Annotated in this window: 26 protein-coding genes and 3 pseudogenes; 14 read left to right on the plus strand and 15 right to left on the minus strand. The window is 60.7% G+C overall.

The features are described from left to right. Window positions 1-102 precede the first annotated feature (102 nt). The 5 genes from N7E02_RS25755 (at window position 103) to N7E02_RS25775 (ending at window position 2,101) form a co-directional block, all read left to right on the plus strand. The gene (locus tag N7E02_RS25755) at window positions 103-312 is read left to right on the plus strand and encodes a cold-shock protein (protein WP_286580557.1); all 210 of its coding nucleotides are present in this window, start codon (window positions 103-105) and stop codon (window positions 310-312) included. Between the two features lie 303 nt (window positions 313-615). Further along, window positions 616-858 (plus strand): 30S ribosomal protein S21, encoded by a 243-nt coding sequence (rpsU, locus tag N7E02_RS25760; protein WP_286580558.1) that lies wholly within the window; start codon window positions 616-618, stop codon window positions 856-858. 96 nt (window positions 859-954) lie between these two features. Further along, a complete protein-coding gene (locus tag N7E02_RS25765) occupies window positions 955-1,188 on the plus strand; it encodes a hypothetical protein (protein ID WP_286580559.1) in 234 nt (77 codons plus the stop codon). A 245-nt stretch (window positions 1,189-1,433) separates the two neighbouring features. Continuing rightward, a complete protein-coding gene (locus N7E02_RS25770; protein ID WP_286580560.1) occupies window positions 1,434-1,664 on the plus strand; it encodes a hypothetical protein in 231 nt (76 codons plus the stop codon). Between the two features lie 176 nt (window positions 1,665-1,840). Beyond that, window positions 1,841-2,101, plus strand: a complete 261-nt coding sequence (locus tag N7E02_RS25775) for a hypothetical protein (RefSeq protein WP_286580561.1) — start codon at window positions 1,841-1,843, stop codon at window positions 2,099-2,101. Window positions 2,102-2,179: 78 nt separating this feature from the next. Here N7E02_RS25775 and N7E02_RS25780 read toward each other — a convergent pair whose 3' ends face one another. Further along, window positions 2,180-2,578 carry a RidA family protein gene (locus tag N7E02_RS25780; protein WP_286580563.1) on the minus strand — a complete coding sequence of 133 codons (399 nt, stop codon included), beginning with the start codon at window positions 2,576-2,578 and terminating at the stop codon, window positions 2,180-2,182. A gap of 159 nt (window positions 2,579-2,737) precedes the next feature. Between N7E02_RS25780 and N7E02_RS25785 the strand changes: the two genes are divergently transcribed. The 4 genes from N7E02_RS25785 (at window position 2,738) to N7E02_RS25800 (ending at window position 5,997) form a co-directional block, all read left to right on the plus strand. After that, window positions 2,738-3,337 carry a TetR/AcrR family transcriptional regulator gene (locus N7E02_RS25785; RefSeq protein ID WP_286580564.1) on the plus strand — a complete coding sequence of 200 codons (600 nt, stop codon included), beginning with the start codon at window positions 2,738-2,740 and terminating at the stop codon, window positions 3,335-3,337. Between the two features lie 93 nt (window positions 3,338-3,430). Beyond that, window positions 3,431-4,354 carry a DMT family transporter gene (locus tag N7E02_RS25790; RefSeq protein WP_286580565.1) on the plus strand — a complete coding sequence of 308 codons (924 nt, stop codon included), beginning with the start codon at window positions 3,431-3,433 and terminating at the stop codon, window positions 4,352-4,354. Between the two features lie 88 nt (window positions 4,355-4,442). Continuing rightward, window positions 4,443-5,561: a metallophosphoesterase gene (locus tag N7E02_RS25795; RefSeq protein WP_286580566.1), complete on the plus strand. Its 1,119-nt coding sequence runs from the start codon at window positions 4,443-4,445 to the stop codon at window positions 5,559-5,561. Between the two features lie 178 nt (window positions 5,562-5,739). Then, complete coding sequence (locus N7E02_RS25800) at window positions 5,740-5,997, plus strand: acyl carrier protein (RefSeq protein WP_286580567.1); 258 nt, start codon at window positions 5,740-5,742, stop codon at window positions 5,995-5,997. Between the two features lie 222 nt (window positions 5,998-6,219). Here the strand turns inward: N7E02_RS25800 and prmB are convergent, their stop codons facing one another. After that, a complete protein-coding gene (gene prmB, locus N7E02_RS25805) occupies window positions 6,220-7,140 on the minus strand; it encodes a 50S ribosomal protein L3 N(5)-glutamine methyltransferase (RefSeq protein ID WP_286580569.1) in 921 nt (306 codons plus the stop codon). A gap of 194 nt (window positions 7,141-7,334) precedes the next feature. On the opposite strand from prmB, the gene N7E02_RS25810 reads away from it, so the two are divergent. Then, window positions 7,335-8,132, plus strand: a complete 798-nt coding sequence (locus N7E02_RS25810) for a pseudouridine synthase (RefSeq protein ID WP_286580570.1) — start codon at window positions 7,335-7,337, stop codon at window positions 8,130-8,132. 3 nt (window positions 8,133-8,135) lie between these two features. Here N7E02_RS25810 and N7E02_RS30135 read toward each other — a convergent pair whose 3' ends face one another. From N7E02_RS30135 to dusA, 3 genes are all read right to left on the minus strand, one after another. Further along, window positions 8,136-9,260, minus strand: a complete 1,125-nt coding sequence (locus N7E02_RS30135; RefSeq protein WP_374730662.1) for a putative bifunctional diguanylate cyclase/phosphodiesterase — start codon at window positions 9,258-9,260, stop codon at window positions 8,136-8,138. Then, window positions 9,254-10,492, minus strand: coding sequence for an MHYT domain-containing protein (locus tag N7E02_RS30140; RefSeq protein WP_374730663.1), 1,239 nt, complete (start codon window positions 10,490-10,492; stop codon window positions 9,254-9,256). Before N7E02_RS30140 ends, N7E02_RS30135 begins: the two co-directional genes overlap by 7 nt. 122 nt (window positions 10,493-10,614) lie before the next feature. After that, window positions 10,615-11,586 (minus strand): tRNA dihydrouridine(20/20a) synthase DusA, encoded by a 972-nt coding sequence (dusA, locus tag N7E02_RS25820; RefSeq protein ID WP_286584033.1) that lies wholly within the window; start codon window positions 11,584-11,586, stop codon window positions 10,615-10,617. A gap of 295 nt (window positions 11,587-11,881) precedes the next feature. On the opposite strand from dusA, the gene N7E02_RS25825 reads away from it, so the two are divergent. Beyond that, the gene (locus N7E02_RS25825; protein WP_286580571.1) at window positions 11,882-12,163 is read left to right on the plus strand and encodes a hypothetical protein; all 282 of its coding nucleotides are present in this window, start codon (window positions 11,882-11,884) and stop codon (window positions 12,161-12,163) included. Window positions 12,164-12,194: 31 nt separating this feature from the next. Here N7E02_RS25825 and N7E02_RS25830 read toward each other — a convergent pair whose 3' ends face one another. Beyond that, window positions 12,195-12,497: a hypothetical protein gene (locus N7E02_RS25830; protein ID WP_286580572.1), complete on the minus strand. Its 303-nt coding sequence runs from the start codon at window positions 12,495-12,497 to the stop codon at window positions 12,195-12,197. A gap of 231 nt (window positions 12,498-12,728) precedes the next feature. Here N7E02_RS25830 and N7E02_RS25835 point away from each other — a divergent pair, with 231 nt between their 5' ends. Together N7E02_RS25835 and N7E02_RS25840 are read left to right on the plus strand one after the other, a co-directional pair. After that, entirely contained in the window at window positions 12,729-13,415 is a 687-nt protein-coding gene (locus tag N7E02_RS25835; protein WP_286580574.1) for a fumarylacetoacetate hydrolase family protein, read from the plus strand. 24 nt (window positions 13,416-13,439) lie between these two features. Then, a complete protein-coding gene (locus N7E02_RS25840) occupies window positions 13,440-13,967 on the plus strand; it encodes a gamma carbonic anhydrase family protein (RefSeq protein ID WP_286580575.1) in 528 nt (175 codons plus the stop codon). A 7-nt stretch (window positions 13,968-13,974) separates the two neighbouring features. On the opposite strand, the gene N7E02_RS25845 is transcribed toward N7E02_RS25840, so the two are convergent. From N7E02_RS25845 to N7E02_RS25855, 3 genes and pseudogenes are all read right to left on the minus strand, one after another. Next, the gene (locus N7E02_RS25845) at window positions 13,975-14,391 is read right to left on the minus strand and encodes a Fur family transcriptional regulator (RefSeq protein WP_286584035.1); all 417 of its coding nucleotides are present in this window, start codon (window positions 14,389-14,391) and stop codon (window positions 13,975-13,977) included. A 61-nt stretch (window positions 14,392-14,452) separates the two neighbouring features. After that, window positions 14,453-15,226 (minus strand): annotated as a pseudogene (znuB, locus tag N7E02_RS25850) (zinc ABC transporter permease subunit ZnuB); the annotation flags it as partial. Beyond that, a complete protein-coding gene (locus N7E02_RS25855) occupies window positions 15,219-16,172 on the minus strand; it encodes an ATP-binding cassette domain-containing protein (protein ID WP_286584037.1) in 954 nt (317 codons plus the stop codon). The gene N7E02_RS25855 and the pseudogene znuB, both read right to left, overlap by 8 nt. A 104-nt stretch (window positions 16,173-16,276) precedes the next feature. On the opposite strand from N7E02_RS25855, the pseudogene znuA reads away from it, so the two are divergent. Beyond that, window positions 16,277-17,265, plus strand: a pseudogene (gene znuA, locus N7E02_RS25860) (zinc ABC transporter substrate-binding protein ZnuA). A 95-nt stretch (window positions 17,266-17,360) separates the two neighbouring features. Here znuA and N7E02_RS25865 read toward each other — a convergent pair. The 6 genes and pseudogenes from N7E02_RS25865 to N7E02_RS25890 form a co-directional block, all read right to left on the minus strand. Next, window positions 17,361-17,717 carry an RcnB family protein gene (locus N7E02_RS25865; RefSeq protein WP_286580576.1) on the minus strand — a complete coding sequence of 119 codons (357 nt, stop codon included), beginning with the start codon at window positions 17,715-17,717 and terminating at the stop codon, window positions 17,361-17,363. A gap of 153 nt (window positions 17,718-17,870) precedes the next feature. Further along, complete coding sequence (locus tag N7E02_RS25870) at window positions 17,871-19,484, minus strand: glycoside hydrolase family 43 protein (RefSeq protein WP_286580578.1); 1,614 nt, start codon at window positions 19,482-19,484, stop codon at window positions 17,871-17,873. A gap of 79 nt (window positions 19,485-19,563) precedes the next feature. After that, window positions 19,564-20,613, minus strand: coding sequence for an L-glyceraldehyde 3-phosphate reductase (gene mgrA, locus N7E02_RS25875; RefSeq protein ID WP_286580579.1), 1,050 nt, complete (start codon window positions 20,611-20,613; stop codon window positions 19,564-19,566). Window positions 20,614-20,694: 81 nt separating this feature from the next. After that, the gene (locus N7E02_RS25880; protein WP_286580580.1) at window positions 20,695-21,828 is read right to left on the minus strand and encodes a Gfo/Idh/MocA family protein; all 1,134 of its coding nucleotides are present in this window, start codon (window positions 21,826-21,828) and stop codon (window positions 20,695-20,697) included. Between the two features lie 27 nt (window positions 21,829-21,855). Further along, window positions 21,856-22,620: a sugar phosphate isomerase/epimerase family protein gene (locus N7E02_RS25885; RefSeq protein WP_286580581.1), complete on the minus strand. Its 765-nt coding sequence runs from the start codon at window positions 22,618-22,620 to the stop codon at window positions 21,856-21,858. A gap of 22 nt (window positions 22,621-22,642) precedes the next feature. After that, window positions 22,643-25,140, minus strand: a pseudogene (locus N7E02_RS25890) (beta-mannosidase). Between the last annotated feature and the right edge of the window lie 25 nt (window positions 25,141-25,165).

Raw genomic sequence — 25,165 nt, forward strand, 5'->3', positions numbered from 1 at the left:
TAGTGACTCGTCCGCGCCTCTCGGTGCTTACTGATTTTCTCTCATCGTCGATCTACCGCCGGACATTGGTCCGGTAACTGCAGCGATTGAAAGGAAATCGTTATGAACACGGGCACCGTAAAGTGGTTCAACAGCACCAAGGGTTTTGGTTTCATCCAGCCGGATAACGGCGGCCAGGACGTTTTCGTCCACATTTCGGCCGTTGAGCGCGCTGGCATGCGCACCCTCAATGACGGCCAGAAGATCAGCTACGAGATCGTCCAGGACAAGCGTTCGGGCAAGAGCTCGGCCGACAACCTTCAGGCTGCCTGATTTTGTTATTGCGCGACGCGACCACGGAGGTACTGGCGCGTATTGTGCGATGACTATGGAAGGTCGGGGTTCATCTCCCGGCCTTTTGTTTTTTCTGGATTGGCGCACGGTCGGCACCCCTGCAACCGGGCGGTGACAGGATCATGCCCAGGCGTTATTGTCTGCCTTAGCAGCCGATGGCCTACTTTCGGAATGTACGAAACCTCGATCTGGTGACGTAGCCGGCTTTCCTTCGGCGAACTTATCGTTCATACACGCGACCATCCAACCAAGAGCAAGCGGTTCGCCGCGTCAGGAGATTTCTTGCAGGTACTAGTCAGAGACAACAATGTCGAACAGGCGCTTCGCGTCCTGAAGAAGAAGCTTCAGCGCGAAGGCGTCTTCCGTGAAATGAAGGCTCGCCAGGCTTTTGAGAAGCCGTCCGAAAAGCGTGCGCGCGAAAAGGCCGAGGCCATTCGACGCTCGCGCAAGCTTGCTCGCAAGCAGGCACAGCGCGAAGGACTGCTGCCGGCACCGAAGAAGAAAGTGATCGCTCGCGGTCGCTAATGCCCCGATAGATGCAGCTTGGGTGATGTGCTGTTGCACTCCCCAACGCTGTACGGCAGTCGCAATATTTGGACGAGAACGGGCAGGAAGCACTGCATGACAGCGACCAAGGATCAGTTCTTCAAGCCCGCCAAGATGTCCGCGCAGGCCAAGTCCGAGCAGACCAACTCTGTCGTGCGGGAAATTCTTGATGCAGAGGTCTCTGCCCGTGACAAGAAGACGGAAAAGCTGCGTGCGCTGCGCCTCGCACAGCAGGAAGAGGATGCGGCAAGAAAGCTCGCTGAGCCCGTAGTCCAGAAGAAGCGTGGTCGACCCTCCGCCGCCAAGTAACCCGCGGCTTTCGTCTTACCGCTCAAGACCTATTTCACATATTTAGCTTGCATTTGAACCATTTCGCAGGTTTCGCGTTATTGGCCCAAGGCCGATTGCATATGGGCGCTCCCTGTGCAGTCCATGGGTGTCATGTCATGCGAGACACTCGCCGCCTTCCCTTCTACGGCATCAGGATGCTGGGTCACGGGAGAGCAAGCTTTGCATGTGAGGATGAAATGCTTCAGGACAATACTTCGTCGACCATGGTGCTCGGTTCGGATGACCTCGAACTCTTGCAGAAATTTCTCGAGGCATGGTGCGAGGAAAACGACGTCAGCCCTGAGAGCGAGCAGGCACAGTTTATCGCCGCCGGGCTTTTCAACTGGTATCAGTTCGAACTCGGCGATCGCGCGCTGATGAAAACGGAGCCGCCCGAAGAGCTTCCGGAGTCGACCGAACTGAAGCAATTGCTGCGCCAGCTCGCGGCCGCGTGATACGAGCGCCTGTTTCTTTATCCCCTTGTTATTGGCGGATTATAGGCGGTTTTTTTGTCGCCCCACATACATGCGGTTGCCCGGACTTCGATAGTTCCTTTAACTGGGTTCTACCTGCTGGTCTTACCGAGGACCACGGGTTTTGAAGTCATAAGCATGCATGAGGAAATACCGTTTTGAATAATGCAAAATCCAGGAAGATCAGCCCGCTCGTCGGCGGGATTATCACTGCCGTCGTCATCTTCGGGGCAGCCCAGCTTTTCTATACCATTCGCGGACCGGTCTATGCCGAGCCGAGCAATGATCCCGGCACGGTGACCGTGCGCCCGATCGTCAAGGATGACGGCGTGAAGAACATGACCATGTCCGTGGTCATCGCGCTGGCCGGTGGCGTCATCGCTGCGCGTGCAATCGGTCGCCGCAATAAGCAGGCCTGAGGTTTGCGGGTACTGAACTGAAGTTTGAAGGCTGGCCGCAAGAGCGGCCAGCTTCGGGTTCTCTGCAGGCCCGGCGGATTATGCCGCCTGCGGGATGCGGGCGATGACCTTGATCTCGAAATCAAAACCGGCAAGCCAGTTCACCCCGATGGCAGTCCAGTTCGTATAGGGCTTTTCGCCCAACACCTTCATGCGCACGGCCTGGATCGTCTCGAACTGGTTTTCGGGATCGGTATGGAACGAGGTCACGTCGATGATGTCGCTGAAATCGGCGCCGGCGGCCTTCAGCACGGCGGCAAGATTATCGAAGGCCAACATCACCTGCTTTTCAAAGTCCGGCTCCGGCGTACCGTCCTCGCGGCTGCCGACCTGCCCGGAAACGAACAAGAGGTCGCCCGAGCGGATTGCTGCCGAATAGCGGTTGGTCTCGTAGAGATCCTGACGGCCGGCGGGGAATACAACGTCACGTTTGGTCATGTTTCTGCTCCTGTCTGACCGGGAGGGCATTTCTTTGCGGTGCCCTGCCCTTCACGTCTCGAAGCGATGTTGATATACGCTTCGTATGTGGATATATAGTTAACATACGTTGCGTATGTCAATACACATACCCTTCGTATGTGACGCAGGAGATCGATAATGGTTGCCAGAAAGCGTTCCGAAATGATGGAGGAAACGCGGGCAAAGCTCATCCAGGCCGCGCGTAAGTCCTTTGCCGAAAAGGGCTATGCCGCCTCCTCCATGGATGATTTCACCGCAGCGGCCGGCCTGACGCGCGGCGCGCTCTATCACAATTTCGGCGACAAGAAGGGGCTGTTGCAAGCGGTGATCGACCAGATCGACGCCGAGATGCTTGCCCGCATGCGTGCCGCCGCCAAGGCGAAGGGCGGAAGCCTGTGGGAGGTCTTCGTTGCTGAGGGTGTCGCCTATATCGAGATGGCGATAGAGCCGGAAATCCAGCGGATCGTCATGCTCGATGGTCCCGCGGTGCTCGGTGACCCTTCGCAGTGGCCGAACCAGAATGCCTGCCTGCGCACCACCACCGAGACAATCACGGCGCTGATCGAGGAAGGCACGGTGAAGCCGGTCGACGCGGAGGCTGCGGCAAGGCTGATCAACGGTGCCGCCCTGAACGCCGCTTTATGGATCGCTGCCGCTGAAGACCCGCAGGATGTGCTGGCCAAGGTGGTCGATGCGTTCCAGCAACTGGCGAGCGGCCTGCTGCGAGATAGCCGTTGAAGCATCAGGGCGCACTGCGATCAGACGCGATCTCCATCTTGCCTTTGCATGAGACCTGAGCGATAGCGGGCGATCAATATCAGGTAAGATCCCGTGTTCCTCTCCGAAGCGCTGGCCATCGGCTCGGCTGTCTGCATCGCCCTGAGCTCGATGTTCATCAACGAGCTGAATGGCCGCGTGCCGCTGATGCGGCTGGCCCGCTGGCAGCTCACGTCTGCCTTCATTCTGACCGCGCTGGCCGCCACTATTGTCGGCGGCTGGTCGACGCTCGGCTGGTGGCAGGTGGAGGCGCTGATCGGTTCCAGCCTCGCCGGGATCGTTGTCGCCTCGACCACCTATTTTGCCGCCATCTATGTGGCCGGACCGCGGGTAACCGCCCTGCTCTTCTCGCTGGCCTCACCCTTCGCGCTGCTCTTCGGTTATCTGGCATTTGGCGAGACGATTAACGGCTTGCAGGGGCTCGGCGTCGTGCTGATCCTTGTCGGCATCGTCATCGCGATCGGTGTGCGTCGCCGGCGCCCGCCGCCGATGATCCCGCTGGCCGACGGTGAGCCGATCGAAGCCCCTGCCCCGCCCACACAGACGCCTTCGCTGATCGGCATCACGCTCGGCGTTATCACCGCCCTGGGACAGGCGCTCGGAAGCACGCTCGCGCGGCCCGCCATGGCCTCCGGCGTAGAGGCTTTCACGGCCATGGCGGTCCGCTCCGGTTTCGCGGTCATCGTCTTCTGGGCGATCCTTGCCCTCCCGGCGCTTCGGCGGGATCCTGCGCCCTTCGCCAAGCGAGACCTCGGACTTGCCGTCACCGCCGCCTTCTTCGGTACGGCGCTCGGCATGTCGCTGCTGATGGCCGCGCTGGCGATCGGCAATGTCGGCATCGTCTCGACGCTGTCCTCGATGACCCCGATCGTCATACTGCCCATGGTCTGGCTGAAGAGCCGGCAGATGCCGCGCGCATCCGCCTGGGGTGGCGCGGCGCTCGCGATCATCGGCACGGCACTGATCAGTCTCAAGTAAACGCGATCAAAATTCCGTCAGGTGCTTGAGGTGATTGGCCTTTTCGAAGAAGAGGGATGGCAAAGCCCCTCCTTTGAGTAGTCCTTCCTTGTTTCATCTCGCCAAAGCTATTCTCTGCCTCTACGTCGTCACCCGCTTCATCCTGCCGCTGCCCTGGCCAAGATGGTTCAAGGGGCTGATCGCCGTCGTGCTGATGGTGGTGTTCCAGCACAGCCTGATCAGCCTGCTCGTCTTCGGCACGATGTTCTCGCCGGAAGTGCCGCGGGTGGTGATGATCGCGGTCAACTGGATGGCCGGTTCGGTGCTGCTTCTGTCCGCCTTCCAGCTTGCGACCGATGTCCTCACGCTCTTAGTTGCCGCCGTGAAACGCCGCCGCGTGCGGATAGCGCCGAAACTGCGCTACGGGATCGGTGCCATCGCCCTGTCGCTGGCCGCCTTTGCCGTCAGCCAGGCGATCCGCGTACCGCCGGTCAAGGAGGTCGAGATAAGGGTGCGTGACCTGCCGCGCGAATTCGACGGCTACCGCATGATTCAGCTCACCGATCTGCATATCAGCCGCCTCTTCCAGGCTCCTTGGGTGGAGGAGACGGTGGCGAAGGCGAATGCCCAGAACGCCGACCTGATCGTCATCACTGGCGACCTGATCGACGGCGACCTCCAGGCCCGCGCCCGCGATGTCGCACCGTTAGCAAAGCTCACCGCAGCAGACGGCGTCTACACCATCCCCGGCAATCACGAATATTATTTCGGCCATGACGGCTGGATGGCGCAATACCAGGCACTTGGCCTCAAGACGATTTCGAACGGCCATGTCGTTCTTCAGCGCGGCAGTGCGAAACTGACGCTTGCCGGCGTCAACGACCTTGCGGCGACCCGCTTCGGCCTGGAGGCTCCGGATATCGGAAAGGCTTTGGCCGGTGCTCCATCAGAAGCTCCTGTCATCCTCCTCAACCACCAGCCGCGCGAGGCGCGGATCATGGCGGCCGCTGGCGCCGACCTGCAGCTTTCCGGCCATACCCATGGCGGCATGATCAAAGGCTTCGACAGGCTTGTCGCACGCTTCAACAACGGTTTCGTCTCGGGCCTCTATGACGTCGATGGAATGCAGCTCTACGTCAACAACGGCACGGCGCTGTGGATCGGCTTTGCGCTGAGGCTCGGTGTTCCCTCCGAGTTGACGGTGATCACACTCAGGCCACAGCAATGATACTTCCGGAGACGTATTGCGGCGATGCTTGCCTGCTGCGTAGGAAATAGACTGTTCGCGACGCTACGACCTCGACATTGCGCCGCAACATACTACATACCTAATAATCGTCGTGCGGACATGAGCTGCGGCGGCTGGGGGTAATGATCTGCTCTCGCTCACAACTGCAGGGACAAGTATGAGCGAAACCGCAGAGCGTACCAAAAAAATCATCGCGGACTATCTGGACATCGATCCTGTCGAACTCAAAGATGAGACATCGTTTTCGGAGGATCTAGATCTGGATTCTCTGGCTAAGATGGAACTCATCATCGCCTTTGAAGAGGCATTTTCCATCGATGTCCCCGATGACACTCTCGATACGATCCTGACCGTTCAGGATGCCATCGGCGCCATTGAAACCGCTCGATCCGATATTTCCTCCGTCGCGACGTAATGTTCCACGACCGCGATCACGAATGGGCAAGATGGTAGCGTTGGCCCGCCATTCTTGACAGGAACTTGCGTGTCCTTCGCCAGTTAGGTAGGCGGAGGAAATCACGATGTACAAGCCATCCAAGCATAATCACGACTGGGCCTTCTATATAGGCGTCAACCTTGCCCTCGTAGCCGTTATCGCTTCGAGCATGTTCTTCATCTGGCCGCTCTGACGGCGGCTTTATTCGGTGACGCCGAGCGCTTCGGCTGAAATCCAGAAGACTGCGTCCTGGGATTCCGCCGTTTCAAGCCAGAGAAATTCCAGATGCGGGAATTCTTCTTCGAGGATCTCGCGTCCTGACCCGATCTCGCAGATCATCCCGCCCTCGGGATTGAGATAGTCGGCCGCCTGGGCGAGGATTTTGCGGACGAGATCGAGCCCGTCTTCGCCACCGTCATGGGCCATGGCTGGCTCCGCCCGGTGCTCGGCCGGAAAGCTGTCCATCGAGGCATGGTCGACATAGGGCGGGTTGGTGATGATCAGGTCGTAGGTCTTGCCCTTCAGCGGCCCGAACAGATCACCGCGATAGAGCGATACCTGTTCCGCGACCTCGTGCTCATCGACATTGATTTTCGCGACTTCCAGCGCATCGCCCGAAAGATCGACGGCATCGATGGCCGCATTCGGGAAGAATTTTGCGGCGAGCACCGCGAGGCAGCCGGAGCCCGTGCAGATGTCGACGGCACTCTCCACCGCAAAGGGATCGGGCAGGTAGGCCGAGCCCTGTTCGCCGAGATATTCCGAGAACAGGATTTCGCCGATATGGGAGCGCGGCACGATCACCCGCTCATCCACATGGAAGCGCACGCCCTGGATATAGGCATGGCCTGTAATGTAGGAGGTCGGCTTGCGCGTTGTCACTCGCGTCTCGATACGTTCGGCAAGCAGCTTGCGCTCGGCGGGCAGCAGGCGGGCGTCGAGGAAGGGATCGAGCGCGTCGATCGGCAGGTTGAGCGTATCGAGCAGTAGGAAGGCCGCGTCGTCGCCCGCCGTCGTCGTGCCGTGGCCGAAGCTGAGTTCGGCTTCATTGAAGCGGGAGATCGCGTAGCGCCAGTAGTCGCGCAGCGTCACGAGTTCGCGGATGATGTCGTCCTGGCTCAACTTGTTCTCACCTTCATAGCCGCCCTTCGTCGCCGCTCGGGCATAGTCTCGTCTATCGCCAGCGCATATTTGGGCTGGACGGCCCCGCCTTTAGAATGGCAAGGGCGAGCGGGTCAACCGATACCGAAGCCTGCCGTGATCATCAACATGCTTCATTGAGGCGAATATATGCGAGCCGGCAAAGAGGAAGAGCGATGAAGGACAGAGGCAGAAGCCGTAGCCCGGCGGGCCGGCAGAAGGCGCAGGGCCCGTCAGGCGGCAAGCGCGCCACCCTGCCCCGCGCGCTCTCCAAGCTCGGCTACTGTTCCCGCACGCAGGCTGAGGAACTGATCCGCGCCGGCCGCGTGACCGTTGACGGCCGCTTCGTCAGGGATATCGAGACCTGGGTGGATATCGAAGATGCCGGGATTGCAGTGGACGGCAAGTCCGTCGTGGCAGAGGCACCCGTCTACCTGATGCTCAACAAGCCGCGCGGCCTCGTTACCACCCGTCACGACCCGGAAGGGCGGCCGACTGTGTTCGACTGCCTCAAGGGGTTCGATCATGCGCACCTCTCCCCCGTCGGACGGTTGGACAAGGCGAGCGAGGGCCTGCTCCTCTTCACCAATGACACGCTGTTCGCCAACGCGCTGATGGACCCGCAGACCCATGTCTCGAAGACCTATCACGTCCAGGCGGGCAGCATTGTCGATGACGAAGCGTTGCAGGCCTTGACGCGCGGCGTGATGGATGATGGCGAGATGCTGGCGGCAAAGAGGGCCAGCAAGCTGCGTGAGGGTGAGAAGAATTCCTGGCTTGAGATCGAACTCGACGAGGGCAAGAACCGCCAGATCCGACGTATGCTGGAGGTACTGGATATCGCCACGCTTCGGCTCGTTCGTGTTGCGATCGGGAACCTTGCGCTCGGGGAATTGGAAAAGGGTGCCGCCCGGCCACTGACGGCCGACGAACTCGCCGATCTCCAGCGTCTATCAAAGCCTGGCGCTCGCTGATCACTAGCCGCGTTTGCGTAAGGGTGGAACCTGCCGGAGCCCGGACAGCAGCTCCACCTCGTCCGCGCTCTTCGGTTTTCCGAGTAGAAAGCCCTGCAGTTGCTCGATGCCGTCCTCGACGACCATCCGCTGCTGGCCGAAGGTCTCGATGCCTTCCGCCACGACCGGCAGTTCGAGGCTCTTGCCGAGGCCGATGATGGCACGAACGATGGCTCTCGCACTCTCGTTCTCTTCCATCGAGCTGATGAAGCTTCGATCGATCTTGATCTTGTCGAACGGAAAACTGTGCAGGTTGCTGAGCGACGAATAGCCGGTTCCGAAATCGTCCATCACCACATGCACACCGAGCGCCTTCAGCCGTAGAAGAATGGCAAGCGTCTTGTCGCGGTCTTTAAGGAGCGAGGTCTCGGTGATTTCGAGTTCCAGGCGATGCGGCTCCAAACCGCTTTCGGCCAGCGCCGATGTGACCACTTCGACGAGATTGGGGAAGCGGAACTGCACGGCAGAGACGTTGACGGCAACGGCAAGCCCGTTGTCCCACTGGCTTGCCGTGCGGCAGGCCTCGCGCAGCGCCCATTCGCCGAGCGTGACGATGATGCCGGTCTCTTCTGCGACGCCGATGAACACGCCGGGCGAGACCTTGCCGAGCTCCGGATGGGTCCAGCGCATCAGCGCCTCGTAGCCGGTGCAGGTGCCGTCCGTCGCATCGAACAACGGCTGGAAGACGAGGCTGAGCTGCTGGCGCAGGACCGCGTGGCGAAGCTCGCTCTCGATCAGTCGCCGTTCCCGCAGTTCCTGGTCCATGGCCGCCGAATAGAAGGCAGCGGTACCGCGGCCGGAGAACTTGGCATTGTAGAGCGCCATGTCCGCGGCGTTGCGCAGGTCATGCGCCGTCTCGCCGTCCTCCGGATAGATCGCGACGCCGATGCTGACGCCGACGGCCTTCGGATCGAGCGTGACATTCATCTCCTGCCGGAACGTGTCGAGAATGCGCTCTGCCAGCATGCTCGCGCCCATGGGCTGGTCGAGGCCGGTCTGCAGGATGATGAATTCGTCGCCACCGATCCGGGCCGGCGTATCGGCCGAGCCGACGCAGCGGCGCAGGATATCGGCGACGTTGATCAGCACACGGTCTCCTCGGCATGGCCGAAGACGTCGTTGACTGCCTTGAAACGATCGAGGTCAAGCGCCAGTACGGCACACCGCTCCTTGAGCTTGGCGGCATCCTTCAATGCCACTTCCAGTCGTTCGCTGAACAGCGTGCGGTTCGGCAGGTCCGTCAATGCATCATGGCGCGCCATATGGGCGACGCGGCGCTCGGCGATCCGCTTTTCGGTGAGGTCGCGGACTGCGAGAACCTGACAGGCGCGGCCGCGATATTCGATCGTGTGGACCGCGACTTCGAGAAAGACTTCCCGCTGCACCTTGAGCGGCACGGCCTCGACGGCACCGCTTCTCTGGTCGGCCAGCGACAGGCCGTCCGCGGCGACCAGGAGGTGATCCGGGCTGCGGCCGAGAACGTCCCTGTCCTGAAGGCCGATCATTTCGGCAAAGCGGGCATTGGCCTCGATGATGACGCCCTCGCGGACCACGGCCAGCCCTTCGAGCGTCGCATCGGCAAAGCCGCGCAGGTCAGTCAGGTAGCGGTCGACGAAGCTGGCCGCGACCGTCGTCAGGATGATGACGCTCATCACGATCGAGATCGCGCCGATCAGCCACGTCCTGCCACTGCCGTCGAGCGAGGCTGCGGGTAGAGATGGATCGGGAACGAGCTCGGTTGCCGACATGGCGGTGAAGTGCAGGATGCAGATTGCCAGTACCCCGGAGAGTACCGCCGCGGTCATCGCCGCCTTGCCGCGGCGGCGCATCGAGAGGCGGAAGGCGAAGGTGAACAGTGCAAAGGAAAGCAGTGCTCCGGCCGGGATGGCTCCGATCTCGTAACGGATCGTGGCAGCGGCGCGGATCGCCTCCGTGCCGGTGAAATGCATGGCGGCGACGGTTGCGGTCGCCATCAGTCCGGCCAGGATATCGCTCCCTACGGTGCCTTTTTCAGCGACTTTCAAGCTCGCCCAGAAACCGACCGCTGAAATCCAGGCCGAAATGATCGTGATCAGAAGATCGAACTCGATGTCCACCGTGCCCTGATAGGCGAGCATCGCCACGAAATGGGTAGCCCAGACGGAAAGCCCACCCGTAACTGCGGCGATCACCAGCCAGACGCGTCGCCGCTGCTGGCTGCACTCGACCGCGCGTCGATGGATGAGGAAGAAGGCGAACATGCCGATGACGCATATGACCGCGGCCAGCGCGACAATGCTTCGATCATGCTGGATGGCAACGCATTCGAGGACCTTGAACATACGAGCTACCACATTCACGCGGTGATTGATTTCACCGACTGTTGCAATGAGCAGCTTAAATTCCCGTATTTAAGAAAGCAATAATATATGAGGATGGATCGAGTTCCGATCCGCCAAGGTTATCAGGCCGTTGCCAACGCCCTGTTCTGTTCAAGATCGACCGCGGCGAAGGCTGCAGAAATGATATCGACGCTTGCACCCGGGCGGGTTGCTTCGGAGGACAGGATCTGGCGGAAGCGGCGGGCGCCGGCAAAGCCCTGGAAAAGCCCGACCATATGGCGAGTAACGTGATGCAACCGGCCACCAGAGGTGATGACCTGTTCTGCATAGGCGATCATCGTGTCGCGCAGCGCAAGCCAGTCGAAATCGGCAGTCGCAACGGTGCTTTCACCTGCCAGCATGGCATTGACGCCCGCAAGCAGGCCGGTATTCTGGTAGGCGGCGCGGCCGAGCATGACCCCATCCATCACCGCAAGGTGACTTTTCGCCTGATCGAGATCGGAGATGCCGCCGTTGATGCCGATGAATACTTTGGGGTTTTCGCGCTTCATGCGATGCACGAGGTCGTAATCGAGCGGCGGGATTTCGCGGTTCTCCTTCGGCGAAAGTCCCTGCAGCCATGCCTTGCGGGCGTGGATCCAGATGGCGTCCGCCCCTGCCCCGATCATTCGGGCAAGGAAATCAGGCAGTACACCTGCCGGCTCCTGATCATCGATACCGATGCGGCATTTGACCGTCACCGGAGCGGAGGAAACTTTCTTCATTGTAGAGATGAGATCGGCGACATGGCCGGGATCACGCATCAGGCAGGCGCCGAACGTGCCGGATTGAACGCGGTCAGACGGGCAGCCGACATTGAGCCCGATTTCGTCATAGCCGTAGTCGGACGCAATACGGATTGCTTCGGAAAGCTTGCCGGCATCCGAGCCACCAAGCTGAAGAGCGATGGGGTGTTCGGCAGGCGAGAAAGAAAGAAGCCGCTCCCGCGGCCCGTGGATGATGGCATCCGCCACCACCATCTCGGTATAGAGCAGCGCCCGCGACGACAACTGCCGGTGCAGGTAACGGCAATGCCGGTCAGTCCAGTCAATCATGGGGGCGACCGCGAAGATCTTTTCGCCGGACTTCAGCGCTGTCTCGTAGAAATTCAAATCACTCGCTCCGAATCGGCGCTGCACCATGCAGGATTGTCCTGCTTGGAAGGCGCTAATGGTGATGGATTGATCGCTGGAGCCATCGGCATCCGGACGTATGGGCGCTGCTATACAATGCAATTAGCCGAAAAGGAAGGCTGTGCCCCATGCGCAGCATTGAAGTCATCTCGTCGCTGCGGGAACCGGGACGCTGCTCTTTCGTTGATGACCGCATACACACCAACAAGGAACCACCATGGCCCGCGATTTCTCCGCCGACCTCGACCGTCTGACCAGCCAGCTTGCAGATTTACGCTCAGCGCTTGCAAGGCAGGCAAGTGCCTCAGCCGACGATGCGTCGAGCTATATCATTCCACGGGCGCGTAAGGCCGCGAGCCAGTTTCGCCGTGACAGCCATGCCGTAACCGACGTCGTACGTCGCCATCCGTCTGCCACAACCGGAGCCGTCGTCGGCGCTCTCGTACTAACCGCGGCGGTTGCTTTCCTGTTGTCGAGATCCGGATCCAGCCGCGGCTGAGGCACGATCACAAGGGAGCCGCCTCGCGGCGTCAATGAACGGACGGCTCTTCTTCTTCATCGAGAAAGCTTTCCAGGCCGTCGCGTTCGGCGGTGGCAAGGAACTCTTCCCAGGCATCCTTGTCGGTCGCAAAATTCTCGTCCCAGGTCGTGACGACTTCGGTCTGACTGATGACTTCGAGCGTCCAGTCGCCATTCGTGCCGGCCGGGCGGAAGATGTCCACAAGCACGGTGATACCCTCATCCTCGAATTCGCCGGCGAACTCGGAATGTTCGAGAGCGGGCTCTTTCGGCTGCTTCTGCTTAGGCGGCTTTGACTGGGGAGGCTTGGACATGGTCGAAGACTTTCATCTCGTGCTGCACGGCATAGTCAGTGGCTCGAATTCGGCTCGTATGCAAGGGCGCCGTTAGATGCTCCCCATCGATTTCCCGGCCTGTCTCTCGTCCCCATATGGTGACATGGAAACTGTCCAGCTTCATAAGCCTCGCACACAAACGGGCTAGGAATAGCCCTGAAATTGTTGGACAAAGGCGCCAGCGTCTTTCAGTGATTTGAGGATATCCCCATGCGCGCCACCGTGATCCCTGCCCCCGAACCCGTGCTACTCGACGTCGTCGGCGAAACCGAACAGTTTCCGGTGCGCCGGGTCTATTGCGTCGGACGCAATTATGCAGACCACGCGATCGAGATGGGCCACGATCCGTCGCGCGAGCCACCCTTCTTCTTCCAGAAGAATGCCGACAATCTCTATCACGGCGAAACCTTCCCCTACCCGTCTCAGACCTCTTCCGTCCACTACGAGGTTGAGTTAGTGATGGCATTGTCCGGTGGCGGTGCCGACATCGCGCCGGAAGATGCGCTCTCCAAGGTCTATGGCTATGGTGTCGGCATCGATTTCACCCGCCGCGACCTGCAGGACCAGATGAAGAAGATGGGCCGTTCCTGGGAAGTGGCGAAGGCCTTCGAAAACTCCGCGCCGGTTTCCGCCCTCGTGCCGGCCTCGAAGATCGGCCATCCGCAGGAGGCTGCGATCTGGCTCGACGTCAATGGCGCCCGTAAGCAGGACGGCAACCTGAACCAGATGATCTGGAAGCTGCCGGAAATCATCGCTGAGCTGTCGAAGCTCTTCGTGCTTGCACCGGGCGACGTGATCATGACCGGTACGCCGGCTGGCGTCGGCCCCATCGTCAAGGGCGACAAGATCACCTGCGGCGTCGACGGCGTCGGCGATCTGTCGCTTTCGGTGGCCTGAAACGAAGAAACGGGGAGATTTCGGATGCCAATCTACGCGCTCGGAGAATTCGCACCGGCACTCCCTGCCGCCGACCGATTCTGGGTCGCGCCGGATGCCAATGTCATCGGCAAGGTCGAACTCGGCGAGGATGTCGGCATCTGGTTTGGCGCAACACTGCGCGGTGACAACGAGCCGATTACTGTCGGCGCGCGCTCCAATATCCAGGAGGGCGTGATGATCCATACCGATCCTGCCTTCCCGGTCACGATCGGTGCCGACTGTACCATCGGCCATCACGCAATCGTCCATGGCTGCACGATCGGCGACAATTCGTTGATCGGCATGGGGGCGACGATTTTGAACGGTGCGAAGATCGGTAGGAATTGCCTGGTCGGCGCCAATGCGCTCGTTACCGAGGGCAAGGAATTTCCCGACAACTCACTGATCGTCGGTTCGCCGGCGAAGGCGATCCGCGTGCTGGATGATGACGCGGCCGCGAAGCTGACGGCATCCGCCGCGCGCTACGTCGAGAACTGGAAACGGTTTTCGCGAGATCTCAAAGAGATCTAGGAACTGATCAGGCTGCGCATTTCTCGCAGACACCGCGGATCTCGATGGTCGTCTTCGACGGCTTAAAACCCTTGCCCTTAGCCCAGTCGTTGAGAAGATGATCGACTGCGTGGTCGTGGAATTCCAGGACCTGATTGCAGCTCTCGCAGATGGCGAAGGCGACCGTGCCATGGCCGTGACCATGCCCGGCACCACAGCATTCGCTTTCCCGATGGGCGCAGGCGACGAAGGCGTTCAGGCTTTCCAGCCTATGCACCATGCCGAATTCGGTGAGCTTGTCGAGCGCGCGATAGACCTGCAGTGGCGCGCGAAACCCGTGGTCGCGCAGCTTGTCGAGGATCGTATAGGCGCTCATCGGCCCCTCGGCGCGGTTCAGCGCGTCGAAGACGAGAGCCTGGTTCTTGGTCAGGGCCGGATTGACGATTGGCGCGTTCATCCTCGCACTCCTTATTGGCTGCCCGCTCGGCGGTATTGCGGCCGAAGGCGGGGACTAGACTTACGATGAAAAGTAGGAGCGCCGCGACCACGATGGAAGGGCCGGACGGCGTATCATAGGTGAGAGAGCCGAAAAGGCCGCCGATGACGGCCAGCGCCCCGATCAGCGAGGCGAACACCGCCATCCATTCCGGGCTTGCCGAAAAGCGTCGTGCGGTAGCGGCCGGGATGATCAAGAGCGAAGTAATCAGCATGATGCCGACAATTTTCATAGCGATGGCGATGACAAGCGCCATCAGCAGCATGAAGAACAGCCGCGCTTGCGCCGGCTTCATGCCCTCGGCCTCCGCCACGTCTTCGCTGACGGTCGAGGCGATCAGTGGCCGCCAGAGGAAGGCCATGGCCGCGACGACGAGCGCGCCGCCGCCCCAGATCAGCGCGATATCCGACGGGGTCACGGCCAAGATATCACCGAACAGGAAGGCGATGAGGTCGATCCGCACCCAGGTCATGAAGGCGACCAGAACGAGCCCGATCGCGAGCGCCGAATGGGAAAGGATGCCGAGCAGCGCATCCGCCGACAGCGACTGGCGCCTCTGCAGGAGAAGCAGAAGGCCGGAGACCAGGACTGCGACGCCGAAAACCGACAGAAGCAGGTTGACCTCGAAGAACAGCGACAGAGCAACGCCAAGCAACGCCGAATGGGCCATCGTGTCGCCGAAATAGGCCATGCGGCGCCAGACGACGAAGCAGCCGAGCGGGCCGGCAGTCAGTGCGACGCCGATACCGGCGATCAGTGCACGAATGAAGAAGTCGTCAAGCATGGCGGCCGCCCCCATTGCTTGCAGTCACATCGTGATGGTGGTGGGCGTGGTCGCCGTGCTCATGGGCATGATGGTGATCATGAGCGGTATGGTCATGGTCGTGAGCACCGTGATCGTGGTCATGGTGATGCCCGTCCTCGGGATGGCAATGGTCGGTGATCGATCCGTCCGAGTGGCGCACGCGGCCATCCGGCAGATGGGTATGGTCGTGATGGTGGTTGTAGACCGCAAGCGACCGCGCATTGCCGCCGAAGAGCCTTGCGTAGTCCGAACTCTGGCTGACCATTTCCGGCGTGCCGCGGCAGCAGACATGGCCGTTGAGGCAGATCACCGTGTCCGTGCCGGCCATGACCATGTGGAGATCATGCGAGATCATCAAAATGCCGCAGCCGGTGGCGTTGCGGATCGTGCGGATGAGATCGTAGAGCGCTGCCTCGCCGGCGAAATCGACGCCCTGGACCGGTTCGTCGAGCACCATCAGGTCGGGCTTGCGGGCGATCGCCCGAGCAAGCAGCGCGCGCTGGAACTCGCCGCCGGAGAGATGGCGAACTTCCGATCCGGCGAGATGCGGGATGCCGGTCGCTTCCAGCGCTGCCATTATGTCGGGCTCTTTCAGCGGGCTCGTCAGCGTCATCAGCCGGCGGACGGAAAGCGGCATGGTCCAGTCGATCGCGAGCTTCTGCGGTACGTAGCCGATGCGCAGATCGCGCTTGCGGGTGACGGACCCCTCGTCGGACTTCAACACGCCAATTGCCATTTTGGCGGTGGTTGATTTGCCGGCGCCGTTCGGGCCGATCAGCGTCACGACCTCACCGCGGGCAATTGAAAAGTCGATACCACGCACCAACCACCGATCATCGCGTCGGATGCCGGCATTCGACAGTGACACGAGCGTTTCAGCGGTGGTTACCTGATTTTTCGGGGCCGTGGCAGCTTGGCTGGTCATCAGCATGATCGACGAATTTTCCTGTTGTCACCCGTCATGGCACACGTTATAGCATAACTCAATTGATGTAATAACATTACGTCGGCCTACAAGGAAGTCTTCCCATGAAACTTGCCGCCGCCCTGCTCCTGTCTTCGGCCGCCATGATTGCCGCGCCGAGCGCATACGCAGCAGCTCCCGACGTGGTCGTCTCGATCAAGCCGATCCACTCTCTAGTCGCCTCCATCATGAAGGGTGTGGCCGAACCGAAGCTGATTGTCGATGGTGCAGCCTCCCCCACACATTCACCATGAAGCCATCGAACGCCCGCACCCTTCAAGGGGCTGACATGGTGTTCTGGATCGGCCATGGCATGGAAGCGTTTCTCGAAAAACCTCTGGAAGCCTTGGCCTCGAACGCAACCGTCGTGACGCTGGAGGATGCACCGGGCCTCGAAAAACTGCCCTTCCGCGAGGGTGGAGCATTCGAAGCCCATGATCACGGCGATCATGGGCATCATCATGATGAAGGCGAAGGCCATGCTGATCATGATGGACATAATCATGAAGGCCATGAGCACGAAGGCCACGAACATGGCGCCTTCGATACTCATCTCTGGTTAGACCCGATGAACGCCAAAGCCCTTGCCGCCGAGATCGAGAAGGCTCTCGTGCAGGCCGATCCTGAAAACGCGGAGACCTATCAGGCGAATGGTGCCGAGCTGATGAAGAAGATCGACGGCTTGGACAGCGAGATCAAGCAGACGCTGTCACCGGTCAAGGACAAGCCGTTTGTCGTCTTCCACGATGCCTATCAGTACTTTGAGCACCATTACGGGGTAAAGGTTGCAGGATCCATCACGGTCAGCCCCGAAACCATGCCTGGCGCCGAGCGGGTCAAGCAGATCCATCAGAAGGTGACGGATCTCGGAGCGACCTGCGTTTTCGCCGAACCGCAGTTCGAACCAAAGCTCGTCTCCGTTGTCACGGAAGGAACACCGGCCAAATCCGGCACGCTCGATCCGGAAGCTGCGACGCTGACGGCCGGGCCGGATCTCTATTTCGAGCTGATGCGCGGCCTTGCGACCTCGATGAAGACCTGCCTGTCTCAGTGAGACAAAAAATGGCCGGGGCGGAACACCTGACGGCCATTCTTCCGGCAGCGGGCCGGCGGACGTTGGTTCTCCAACATCCGCCGGCTTTTCTCAATTTATCGGCCGGCGACGATACCGGCGATGACGCCACTGGCAATGCTGACCAGCAGGAAGTCGTTATCGACCTTGACCCAGCGCTGACCGCGGGGCGGAGCAGACAGGCGATAGCGGCGGTAGTCGCGGATCTCGGCCATGCGGCGACGCTCGGCAGCCGTCATACGGTGGCCCTTCGACCAGCGGTGCTTGTGAACGACGACCTTCTTGTTCACGATGACGCGCTTGTCCACCCGCTTGTCGACATGCTTCTCGACGTGGCGGCTGCGGTCATGGCGCCAGTCCTGCGCCTGGGCAGTGGTTGCGATCGGGCCAGCCAGAACAGTGGCGGCAACAAGAGCAATAACGAACTTCTTCATGGCTGTTTCCTCGTATTGAACACACCCGGAAACTAGGGCGCGCACGATGAATGCCATATGAATGCAAGATTAAATATGCGTAATGAAACTAGTGAGTTGAGAGGCTTCGCTTACAACCGAAATTAACGATTTGGCAAAGCCTCTCGTGGTCCGCTATCGAATCGTCTCATAAGCGAAGCGGCTGAAATCGGCGGTTTGTGCACGGCCCGAAGTGTCGAAGGCGAACATCCCGACAAAGGCGCCGGTGAAGGACGCATGCTCGCCGCGACCGCCCTCATCGGAGATGACGCCGGCATCGAGAACGGGGCCGATTGTCTCCCAGTCATTCGATCCGCCAGGGCGCCAGAAGAACTGCAGATCGTTGTCACGGACATCCAACGCAAGCTCGACCGGTCCATCGGGGATCGAGACGCCGCTCCCCGCCGGAAACACCATTCGGGAATTTGGAAAATCACCGGGGCACGAAAAGATCGTCACCACGCGGCCAAGCTTTTCATGCAGCGTCACGACCAGGGCATGGAACTTGTGGCGGTTATAGTAGTGAGTCAGGCCGCAGGCCTGCTGGTAGGTATCGGGATCGAATGTCTCCACCGCCGTCTCGGCGCGGAACCTGTGATGCTCCTGCCGTCGGGCGACGAGCGCCTGCTCGAACCAGGAGCCGATACTTTCCCGGCCGGTCAGCCGCAGATGGCCTGGGCGATCCGAGAGACTGAAGATGCGCTGCGGTTCCGGCGTGCGCAGCCACTGGAAGTCGGCGGGAAGCGTCCTGCCGTCGAAGCGGTAGCCGATCCGGGCAGGCTGGGTGACAGTCTCGACATCTGCCGGAGCGGGCACGTCGACATCCGGTACCACACCGCCCTGGGCGAGATAGAGCCAGTCGTCCTGCCAGACGCATTTCTGCAGACCGGTTTCGCGGCCGAGCGGCGAACGTCGATGCGGTGCCAACGGCCGGCTGCAGAGATGGGTGTGATAGAACTGCCCGTCTGGCGTCTCCACATACTGTCCGTGGCCGGAACGCTGCAGCACCGCATCCGGCGCGTCCTTGGATGTGATGAGATGGGTGTCCGGGTGAAGCTCGTAAGGGCCTTCGATCACCCGTGACCGCGCCATTGTCACCGCATGGTTATATCCCGTGCCGCCCTCGGCCGTGGTCAGATAATAGTAGCCGTTGCGCTTGAAGAGATGCGGTGCCTCGACAAGACCGAGCGGGCTACCAGGGAAGATGTTGGTGATGGGGCCTTTCAGCGCCCTCGCCTCTGCATCCCATTCCTGCAGCAGGATGCCGTCGAAGGCCGGATGTTTGGGCGCGCCGCCATAGCTTTCTGTCCGATGGTTCCACTGCATGTTGACGAACCACTTGCGGCCATCCTCGTCATGAAACAGCGATGGGTCGAAGCCGGAGGAATTCACATAGATCGGATCCGACCACTCGCCCTCAATCGTCGGCGAGGTGACGATGTAGTTGTGAGCATCCTTGAAATTGCCGTCGAGCCGTTTGACATCGGTATAGACCAGCCAGAACAGACCGTCGGCATAGGAGAGGCACGGCGCCCAGACACCGCAGCTGTCCGGGTTGCCGCGCATGTCAAGCTGAGCGGCCCGCTCCAGCGGACGGCGGACCAGCGTCCAGTTCACGAGGTCACGGGAGTGGTGGATCTGCACACCCGGATACCATTCGAACGTGGAGGTCGCGATGTAATAGTCATCATCGACGCGGCAGATGGATGGATCGGCGTTGAAGCCAGGTAAAATCGGGTTGCGGATCACAATATTCCTCCTTGAGGTACGTAACTCAAGCTTAAGATGAAAAATACCCGGCGGAAACCCGCCGGGTTCAGATCGCAGCTTATTTATTGCGGGCAGGCCCCTGGCGCTCGGCGGATGCGGCCCAGATGTTGATGTCGGCCTCCTTGGCGTGGACGTCGATCTGGGCCAGTTCCTCGGCGGTGAAGTCGCGCTTCTCCAATGCCTTGACGCAATCCTCCACCTGCTCCGGCCGGCTGGCGCCGATCAGCGCGGTCGTCACGCGGTCGCCGCGCAGAACCCATGCGAGCGCCATCTGCGCCAGCGTCTGGCCGCGTTTTTCAGCGATGGCATTGAGCGCCTTGAGGTTTCCGACATTCTTCTCGTTAAGGAAGGCTGGGCGCAGCGATTTGCCCTGCGCGGCGCGGCTGTCATCCGGAATGCCGCCGAGATATTTCGACGTCAGCATGCCCTGTGCCAGCGGCGAGAAGACGATCGAGCCGATCCCGAGATCCTCCAGCGTGTCGAGGAGGCCGTCTTCTTCGACCCAGCGGTTGATCATCGAATAGCTCGGCTGATGGATTAGCACCGGCGTGCCGAGATCCTTCAGGATCGCCGCTGCTTCGCGCGTCCTCTTGGAATTGTAGGAGGAGATGCCGACGTAAAGCGCCCTGCCCGAGCGGACGATGTGATCCAGCGCCCCGCAGGTCTCCTCCAGCGGCGTATCCGGGTCGAAGCGGTGCGAGTAGAAGATATCGACATAGTCGAGGCCCATACGCTTCAGGCTCTGGTCGCAGGAGGCGATCAGGTACTTGCGGCTGCCCCAGTTGCCATAGGGGCCGGCCCACATGTCGTAGCCCGCCTTGGATGAGACGATCATCTCGTCGCGAAGCCCGCCGAACTCGTCCTTCAGGATGCGTCCGAAAGCGGTTTCGGCGCTGCCGGGCTTCGGGCCGTAATTATTGGCGAGGTCGAAATGGGTAATGCCGAGATCGAAGGCCTTGCGGCAGATATCGACCTTGCGCTGATGCGGCGTGTCGTCGCCGAAATTGTGCCAGAGGCCGAGCGAAATCGCCGGCAGCTTCAGGCCAGAACGGCCGCAGCGGTTATAGGTCATGCTGTCGTAGCGGTTTTCCGCCGGGAACCAGGTCATGATGAAAATTCCTCCAATGAAACCGGCGCCGAACCTGATGTCTTCCCGAGACGGATCGGCGCCGGGCGCATTCTTATCGCGTCAGGCGAGAAGCGCCAGAGCCTCGTCTATGCCGAGCGCCGCAGGCTTGGTGCAGGTCGTGGTGGTCGTGACGAAATTGCCCTCCGCGCCGGATTTCAGGATCGAAGTCATGACGTCGACGCCATGCAGTGCGCGGTCGATCGAGCAGCGGATGTCGCGCCCCTCGATCAGCGCCATGGCCATGTCGGCAAGGCCCGCCGTGCGATAATTGGCGCGCGGGCCGTTCGGGTGCTCCTGATTGGCCTTGCCGAAGGGATGGTCCCAGTCCTTCAGCGGCTGGATATCCTTGTCGCGGCCGCTCGCCTCGACCACGCCGCCGAAGAAGTTCGGGTCCGGCACGTAGATCGAGCCCTCCGTGCCGTAGAGCTCCATATTGGCATGGCGATGCGACCAGACATCCCAGCTTGCCGAGAGCGTGATCGTCGCCCCCTCTGTGAACTCCAAGAGCGCGTGGATATTGGTCGGCGTCTCGACCGGGATGACCTGACCCTTCAGCGGCTCGCTTGTGATCGTCCGCGTCGGGTTGGCCATCGAGGTCAGTGCCGCGACCCGCTTTACCGGGCCGAGGAAGTTAATCAGATTGGCGATGTAATAAGGGCCGAGATCGAGGATCGGGCCGCCGCCATTGAGGAAGAAGAAGCCCGGGTTCGGGTGCCACATCTCCATGCCGGGGCTCATCACATGGCAAGTGCCGGATGTGATCCGCCCGACCTTGCCCTCGTCGATGTAAGCACGGGCGAGCTGATGAGCGCCGCCGAGGAAGGTGTCGGGCGCACAGCCGATGGCGAGACCCTTCTCGCGGCCGAGCGCCTGCAATTCCTTGCCCTGCTCCAGCGTCACCGTCAGGGGCTTTTCCGAATAGACATGCTTGCCGGCCAGCAGGATCGCCTTGGAGACGGCGAAATGTGCATCCGGGATCGTCAGGTTGACGATCACGTCGAGCTCGTCATTAGCGAGCAGTTCATCGACTGTCTGCGCCTTGACGCCGTATTCAGCGGCCTTCGCCTTCGCCGCCTCGGGATTGAGGTCGGCGCAGGCGAGAACCTTGATCCCCTTGAACAGCGGTGACAGCGAAAAATAGGTGGTGGAAATGTTGCCGCATCCCAGGATGCCGACGCCAAGTTCCTTGGTCATGAGAAACTCCGATCGAATTCTCGAAAATCAATAGGTCTTGAAGGAGGCCATGGAACGCGAAGCGAGACGCTCGATGTCCTTGGGATTGTCGTGTTCCAGAACGTAATACTTCGCCGAGGTCTTAGCCTTCAACGCGGAGACCAGATCCTTCCACGGAACCGTGCCGTGACCGACGTCGGCCCAACCGTCCTCGTCCGTGTTTTCGCCGACCGGGGCGATGTCTTTGACATGGACGGCGGTGATCTTCGAACCGTATTTCTCGATCCATTCAAAAGGATCAGCGCCGCCGCGGATGACCCAGGCGATATCAGCCTCCCAGGTGAGATCCGGCCCACCGGCAAAGATCTGCTCCTGCGGCGTCGAGCCGTCCGGCAGCGCCTTGAATTCGAAGTCGTGGTTATGCCAGCCGAATATGTAGCCGGCGTCCTGATAGCGCTTGCCGGCTTCCTGAAGGCGCTTGCCGAAGGCGAACCAACCATCCTCGTCCGTCGGGCGCTGATCGGCGACCAGATGCGGGCAATAGATCGCCTTCACGCCCAGCGTCTTGGCGATCAGCAGCGCCTGATCCGGCTCCTTTTCCAGAAGATCGATGCCGAAATGGCCGGTCGGCATGGTCAGGCCATTGCCGTCGAGTTCTGCCTTCATCGCCTTGAGGCTTGCCTCGTCCAGCGTCGCATAGAGCGCGCCATAGCCTTCAACCTCCTTGTAGCCGTGACTTGCCACCAGTTTCAGCACGTCGGACAGCGGCGGAAAATTGCGGGCGCTGTAAAGCTGGAAACCTAACGTCGTCATATCATCCTCCTTGAAATGAAACTCAGCCTGCCGACTGGCAGGAGTAAAGGTCGTAGATGCGGAAGGTCGGCGGAGCCGCCCCGCCTCGCCTGCCGCCTCACTCGGCGTGAAGCGCACGAGCCGGTTTTCGCCAGCCGCAAGGTCGAAGGCATTGTCGGAATAGCGGCCGGGCGTTTCGCTCTCGATCAGCACGAAGAGCGCAAGCCCGCTCGACTGGACGAGGATGTCGAAAGCACCATCACCAGCCGGAGACACCGAGAATTCGAGGCCGGGCGGCTCGAGCTCCAGCGCCTTGTAGGTATCCATGACATGGTGCCCTTCCCCGCCCGAGCCGTTCGAGGCGGTGAAGTTCCAGGCGAGCAGGCAATCCGCGGGGATCCTGTCCGAGGCGATCGTCAGTGCCGTCACGGCCGCATCGGGCCCGCAGACGGCTTCTATGCTTTCGATCGAGTGCCGTTCGCCGGACAGTGTCAGGAGCGAAGCATTGAGCGTAACGGTCACGTCGTCGAGCGTGTCGTTTACCAGTGACAGGCGAATTTCCTTGCCATCCTCCGACGGAATGGCAGCCACGGCGACCGGCTGGAAGAAGCGCTTCGCCATGTAATGCAGCACTTTCCAGCCGCCGCCGTAGTCGAGGCTGGACCAGGACGCGACGGGCCATGTGTCGTTGAGCTGCCAGTAGAGCGTGCCCATGCAATGAGGTTTCAGCGATCGCCAGTAATCGACGGCTGTCCGGATCGCGACGCCCTGCTGGACCTGGCTGAGATAGACGAAATTGGCGAAATCCGTCGGGAAGCGGAAATTGCGGAACATCGTGCCGGCAATGCGCTCGTTGCCGCCGACATTCTTCTGGTGAAGCTCCATCACCGGCGAGGCGATGTTCATGTCCTTCTCCGCCGCATAGGTGCGGATGACGGGCAGCGACGTATAGGACTGGAAGCCGAATTCCGAGCAGAAGCGCGGATTGACGTCGCGATAGTGCTCGAACGGCTTGTTCTCGTGCCAGACGGACCAGAAGTGCATGTCGCCGGAACCATCCGCGTGCCAGGCATCGCCATAGTCGAGATAGCCAGAGGCCGGGCTCGACGGCCACCAGATCGCCTGCGGCACCGATTTCTTCATCGCCCGCTCGATCGTGTGGTTCAGCCGGTCGTAGGAGACGAGATATCGATCGCGATTGGTACGGGTTTCCTCATACCAGAGGAGCGCCCCGACAAGTTCGTTGTCGCCGCACCAGAGTACGATCGAAGGATGAGAGATCAGCCGCTTCGTCTGGTATTCGACTTCGTGTTCGACATTCTCGAGGAAATCAGGCGTCGAGGGATAGATGTTGCAGGCGAACTGGAAATCCTGCCAGACCATCAGGCCGAGCCGGTCGCAGAGGTCGTAGAAGTGGTCGTCCTCGTAGAATCCGCCACCCCAGATGCGGATCATGTTCATGTTGGCGTCGACCGCCGATTGCAGCAGGTCCTCGGTCTTTTCCGGACTGGACAGCGAGAAGAGCGCATCCGCCGGGATCCAGTTGGCGCCACGGCAGAAGATCTCGCGGCCGTTGATGCGGAAGGCGAAGCGGCTGCCCGCCGCGTCCTTGTCGGTCAGAAGTTCGACGGTGCGGAAACCGATCTGCCGAGTGATGGTCTCGCTCGGTATCTCGACGGCCAGCGCATAGAGTGCCTGCGCACCGCTGCCCGCCGGCCACCAGAGTTCCGGCTTTTCGACATGGAAGACATGGGTGATGACATTCTCGCCCGGCCGCATACCGCAGTCGAGACGCAGGCTTTCATCGCCAAGAGCAAGATGGATCGGCACGACGCCCTGCGCATCGGCAAACAGCGTGATCGCGACGGTCAGGTCGACCGAGCCGTCATCATGGTGTCTCTGTTCGGTGATGACATGCTCGATGCGCGCCGTATCGAGTCGCTTGAGCGCGATATCGCCATAAAGTCCAAGCGGCGCGATGGCGATATTCCAGTCCCAGCCGAAATGGCATTGCGGCTTGCGCAGCATGTTGCCGTCGGGGATCGGGCAGTTCTTGGAAAAAGGGATGTAGAAGGGCTGCTTGGCCTGACGTTCTGCGCCCGCAGCCGCATTGGAATGAAAGAGAATGCGGATGACGTTCTCGCCGGGCTTCAATGCCTGCGTCACATCCGGCCGGTAGCGGCGGAAGCAGTTGTCGGCGGAGAGAACGGGCACGTCATTGACGAAGACGATCGCCACCGTGTCAAGATAGGTTATGTCGAGATACCAGCTGCCATCCGGTTCATCGATGAAGAAGCTCCGCTCGATCTGCCAGTCCTGATGGGCAACCCATTGGACGTCGTTCTCGTTGCGGCCGAAATACGGGTCGGGAATGATGCCGGCGAGCTTTAAAGCCGTGTGCACGTCACCGGGAATGGACATGTCCGCTGCGTGGGCACTGTCCGGCGACGACAGGTGCCAGCTCCCGGCGAGATCGATCATGCCTGTCTCGCTCATGCCTTGCTCAGTCCCAATTGGCTCGCTGATATTTACGATCGTCATGGATGGCCCCTAAAAATCGAGGAAA

The organism is Terrirhizobium terrae, assembly GCF_030323265.1.
GTDB lineage: Bacteria > Pseudomonadota > Alphaproteobacteria > Rhizobiales > Rhizobiaceae > Neorhizobium.

Excerpts from the sequence above, each read along its gene's own strand:
- mgrA (WP_286580579.1), bottom strand. The coding sequence starts at position 20,613 with ATGACCTGGTTCCCGGCGGAAAACCGCTACGACAGCATGACCTATAAC.
- N7E02_RS25780 (WP_286580563.1), bottom strand. The coding sequence starts at position 2,578 with ATGACCAAACGTGACGTTGTATTCCCCGCCGGCCGTCAGGATCTCTAC.
- N7E02_RS25835 (WP_286580574.1), top strand. The coding sequence starts at position 12,729 with ATGCGCGCCACCGTGATCCCTGCCCCCGAACCCGTGCTACTCGACGTC.
- N7E02_RS25880 (WP_286580580.1), bottom strand. The coding sequence starts at position 21,828 with ATGACCAAGGAACTTGGCGTCGGCATCCTGGGATGCGGCAACATTTCC.
- N7E02_RS25855 (WP_286584037.1), bottom strand. The coding sequence starts at position 16,172 with ATGACCAGCCAAGCTGCCACGGCCCCGAAAAATCAGGTAACCACCGCT.
- N7E02_RS25885 (WP_286580581.1), bottom strand. The coding sequence starts at position 22,620 with ATGACGACGTTAGGTTTCCAGCTTTACAGCGCCCGCAATTTTCCGCCG.
- N7E02_RS25765 (WP_286580559.1), top strand. The coding sequence starts at position 955 with ATGACAGCGACCAAGGATCAGTTCTTCAAGCCCGCCAAGATGTCCGCG.
- N7E02_RS30140 (WP_374730663.1), bottom strand. The coding sequence starts at position 10,492 with ATGTTCAAGGTCCTCGAATGCGTTGCCATCCAGCATGATCGAAGCATT.
- N7E02_RS25755 (WP_286580557.1), top strand. The coding sequence starts at position 103 with ATGAACACGGGCACCGTAAAGTGGTTCAACAGCACCAAGGGTTTTGGT.
- dusA (WP_286584033.1), bottom strand. The coding sequence starts at position 11,586 with ATGATTGACTGGACTGACCGGCATTGCCGTTACCTGCACCGGCAGTTG.
- N7E02_RS25825 (WP_286580571.1), top strand. The coding sequence starts at position 11,882 with ATGGCCCGCGATTTCTCCGCCGACCTCGACCGTCTGACCAGCCAGCTT.
- N7E02_RS25830 (WP_286580572.1), bottom strand. The coding sequence starts at position 12,497 with ATGTCCAAGCCTCCCCAGTCAAAGCCGCCTAAGCAGAAGCAGCCGAAA.
- N7E02_RS25865 (WP_286580576.1), bottom strand. The coding sequence starts at position 17,717 with ATGAAGAAGTTCGTTATTGCTCTTGTTGCCGCCACTGTTCTGGCTGGC.
- N7E02_RS25840 (WP_286580575.1), top strand. The coding sequence starts at position 13,440 with ATGCCAATCTACGCGCTCGGAGAATTCGCACCGGCACTCCCTGCCGCC.
- N7E02_RS25770 (WP_286580560.1), top strand. The coding sequence starts at position 1,434 with ATGGTGCTCGGTTCGGATGACCTCGAACTCTTGCAGAAATTTCTCGAG.
- N7E02_RS25800 (WP_286580567.1), top strand. The coding sequence starts at position 5,740 with ATGAGCGAAACCGCAGAGCGTACCAAAAAAATCATCGCGGACTATCTG.
- N7E02_RS25785 (WP_286580564.1), top strand. The coding sequence starts at position 2,738 with ATGGTTGCCAGAAAGCGTTCCGAAATGATGGAGGAAACGCGGGCAAAG.
- N7E02_RS25810 (WP_286580570.1), top strand. The coding sequence starts at position 7,335 with ATGAAGGACAGAGGCAGAAGCCGTAGCCCGGCGGGCCGGCAGAAGGCG.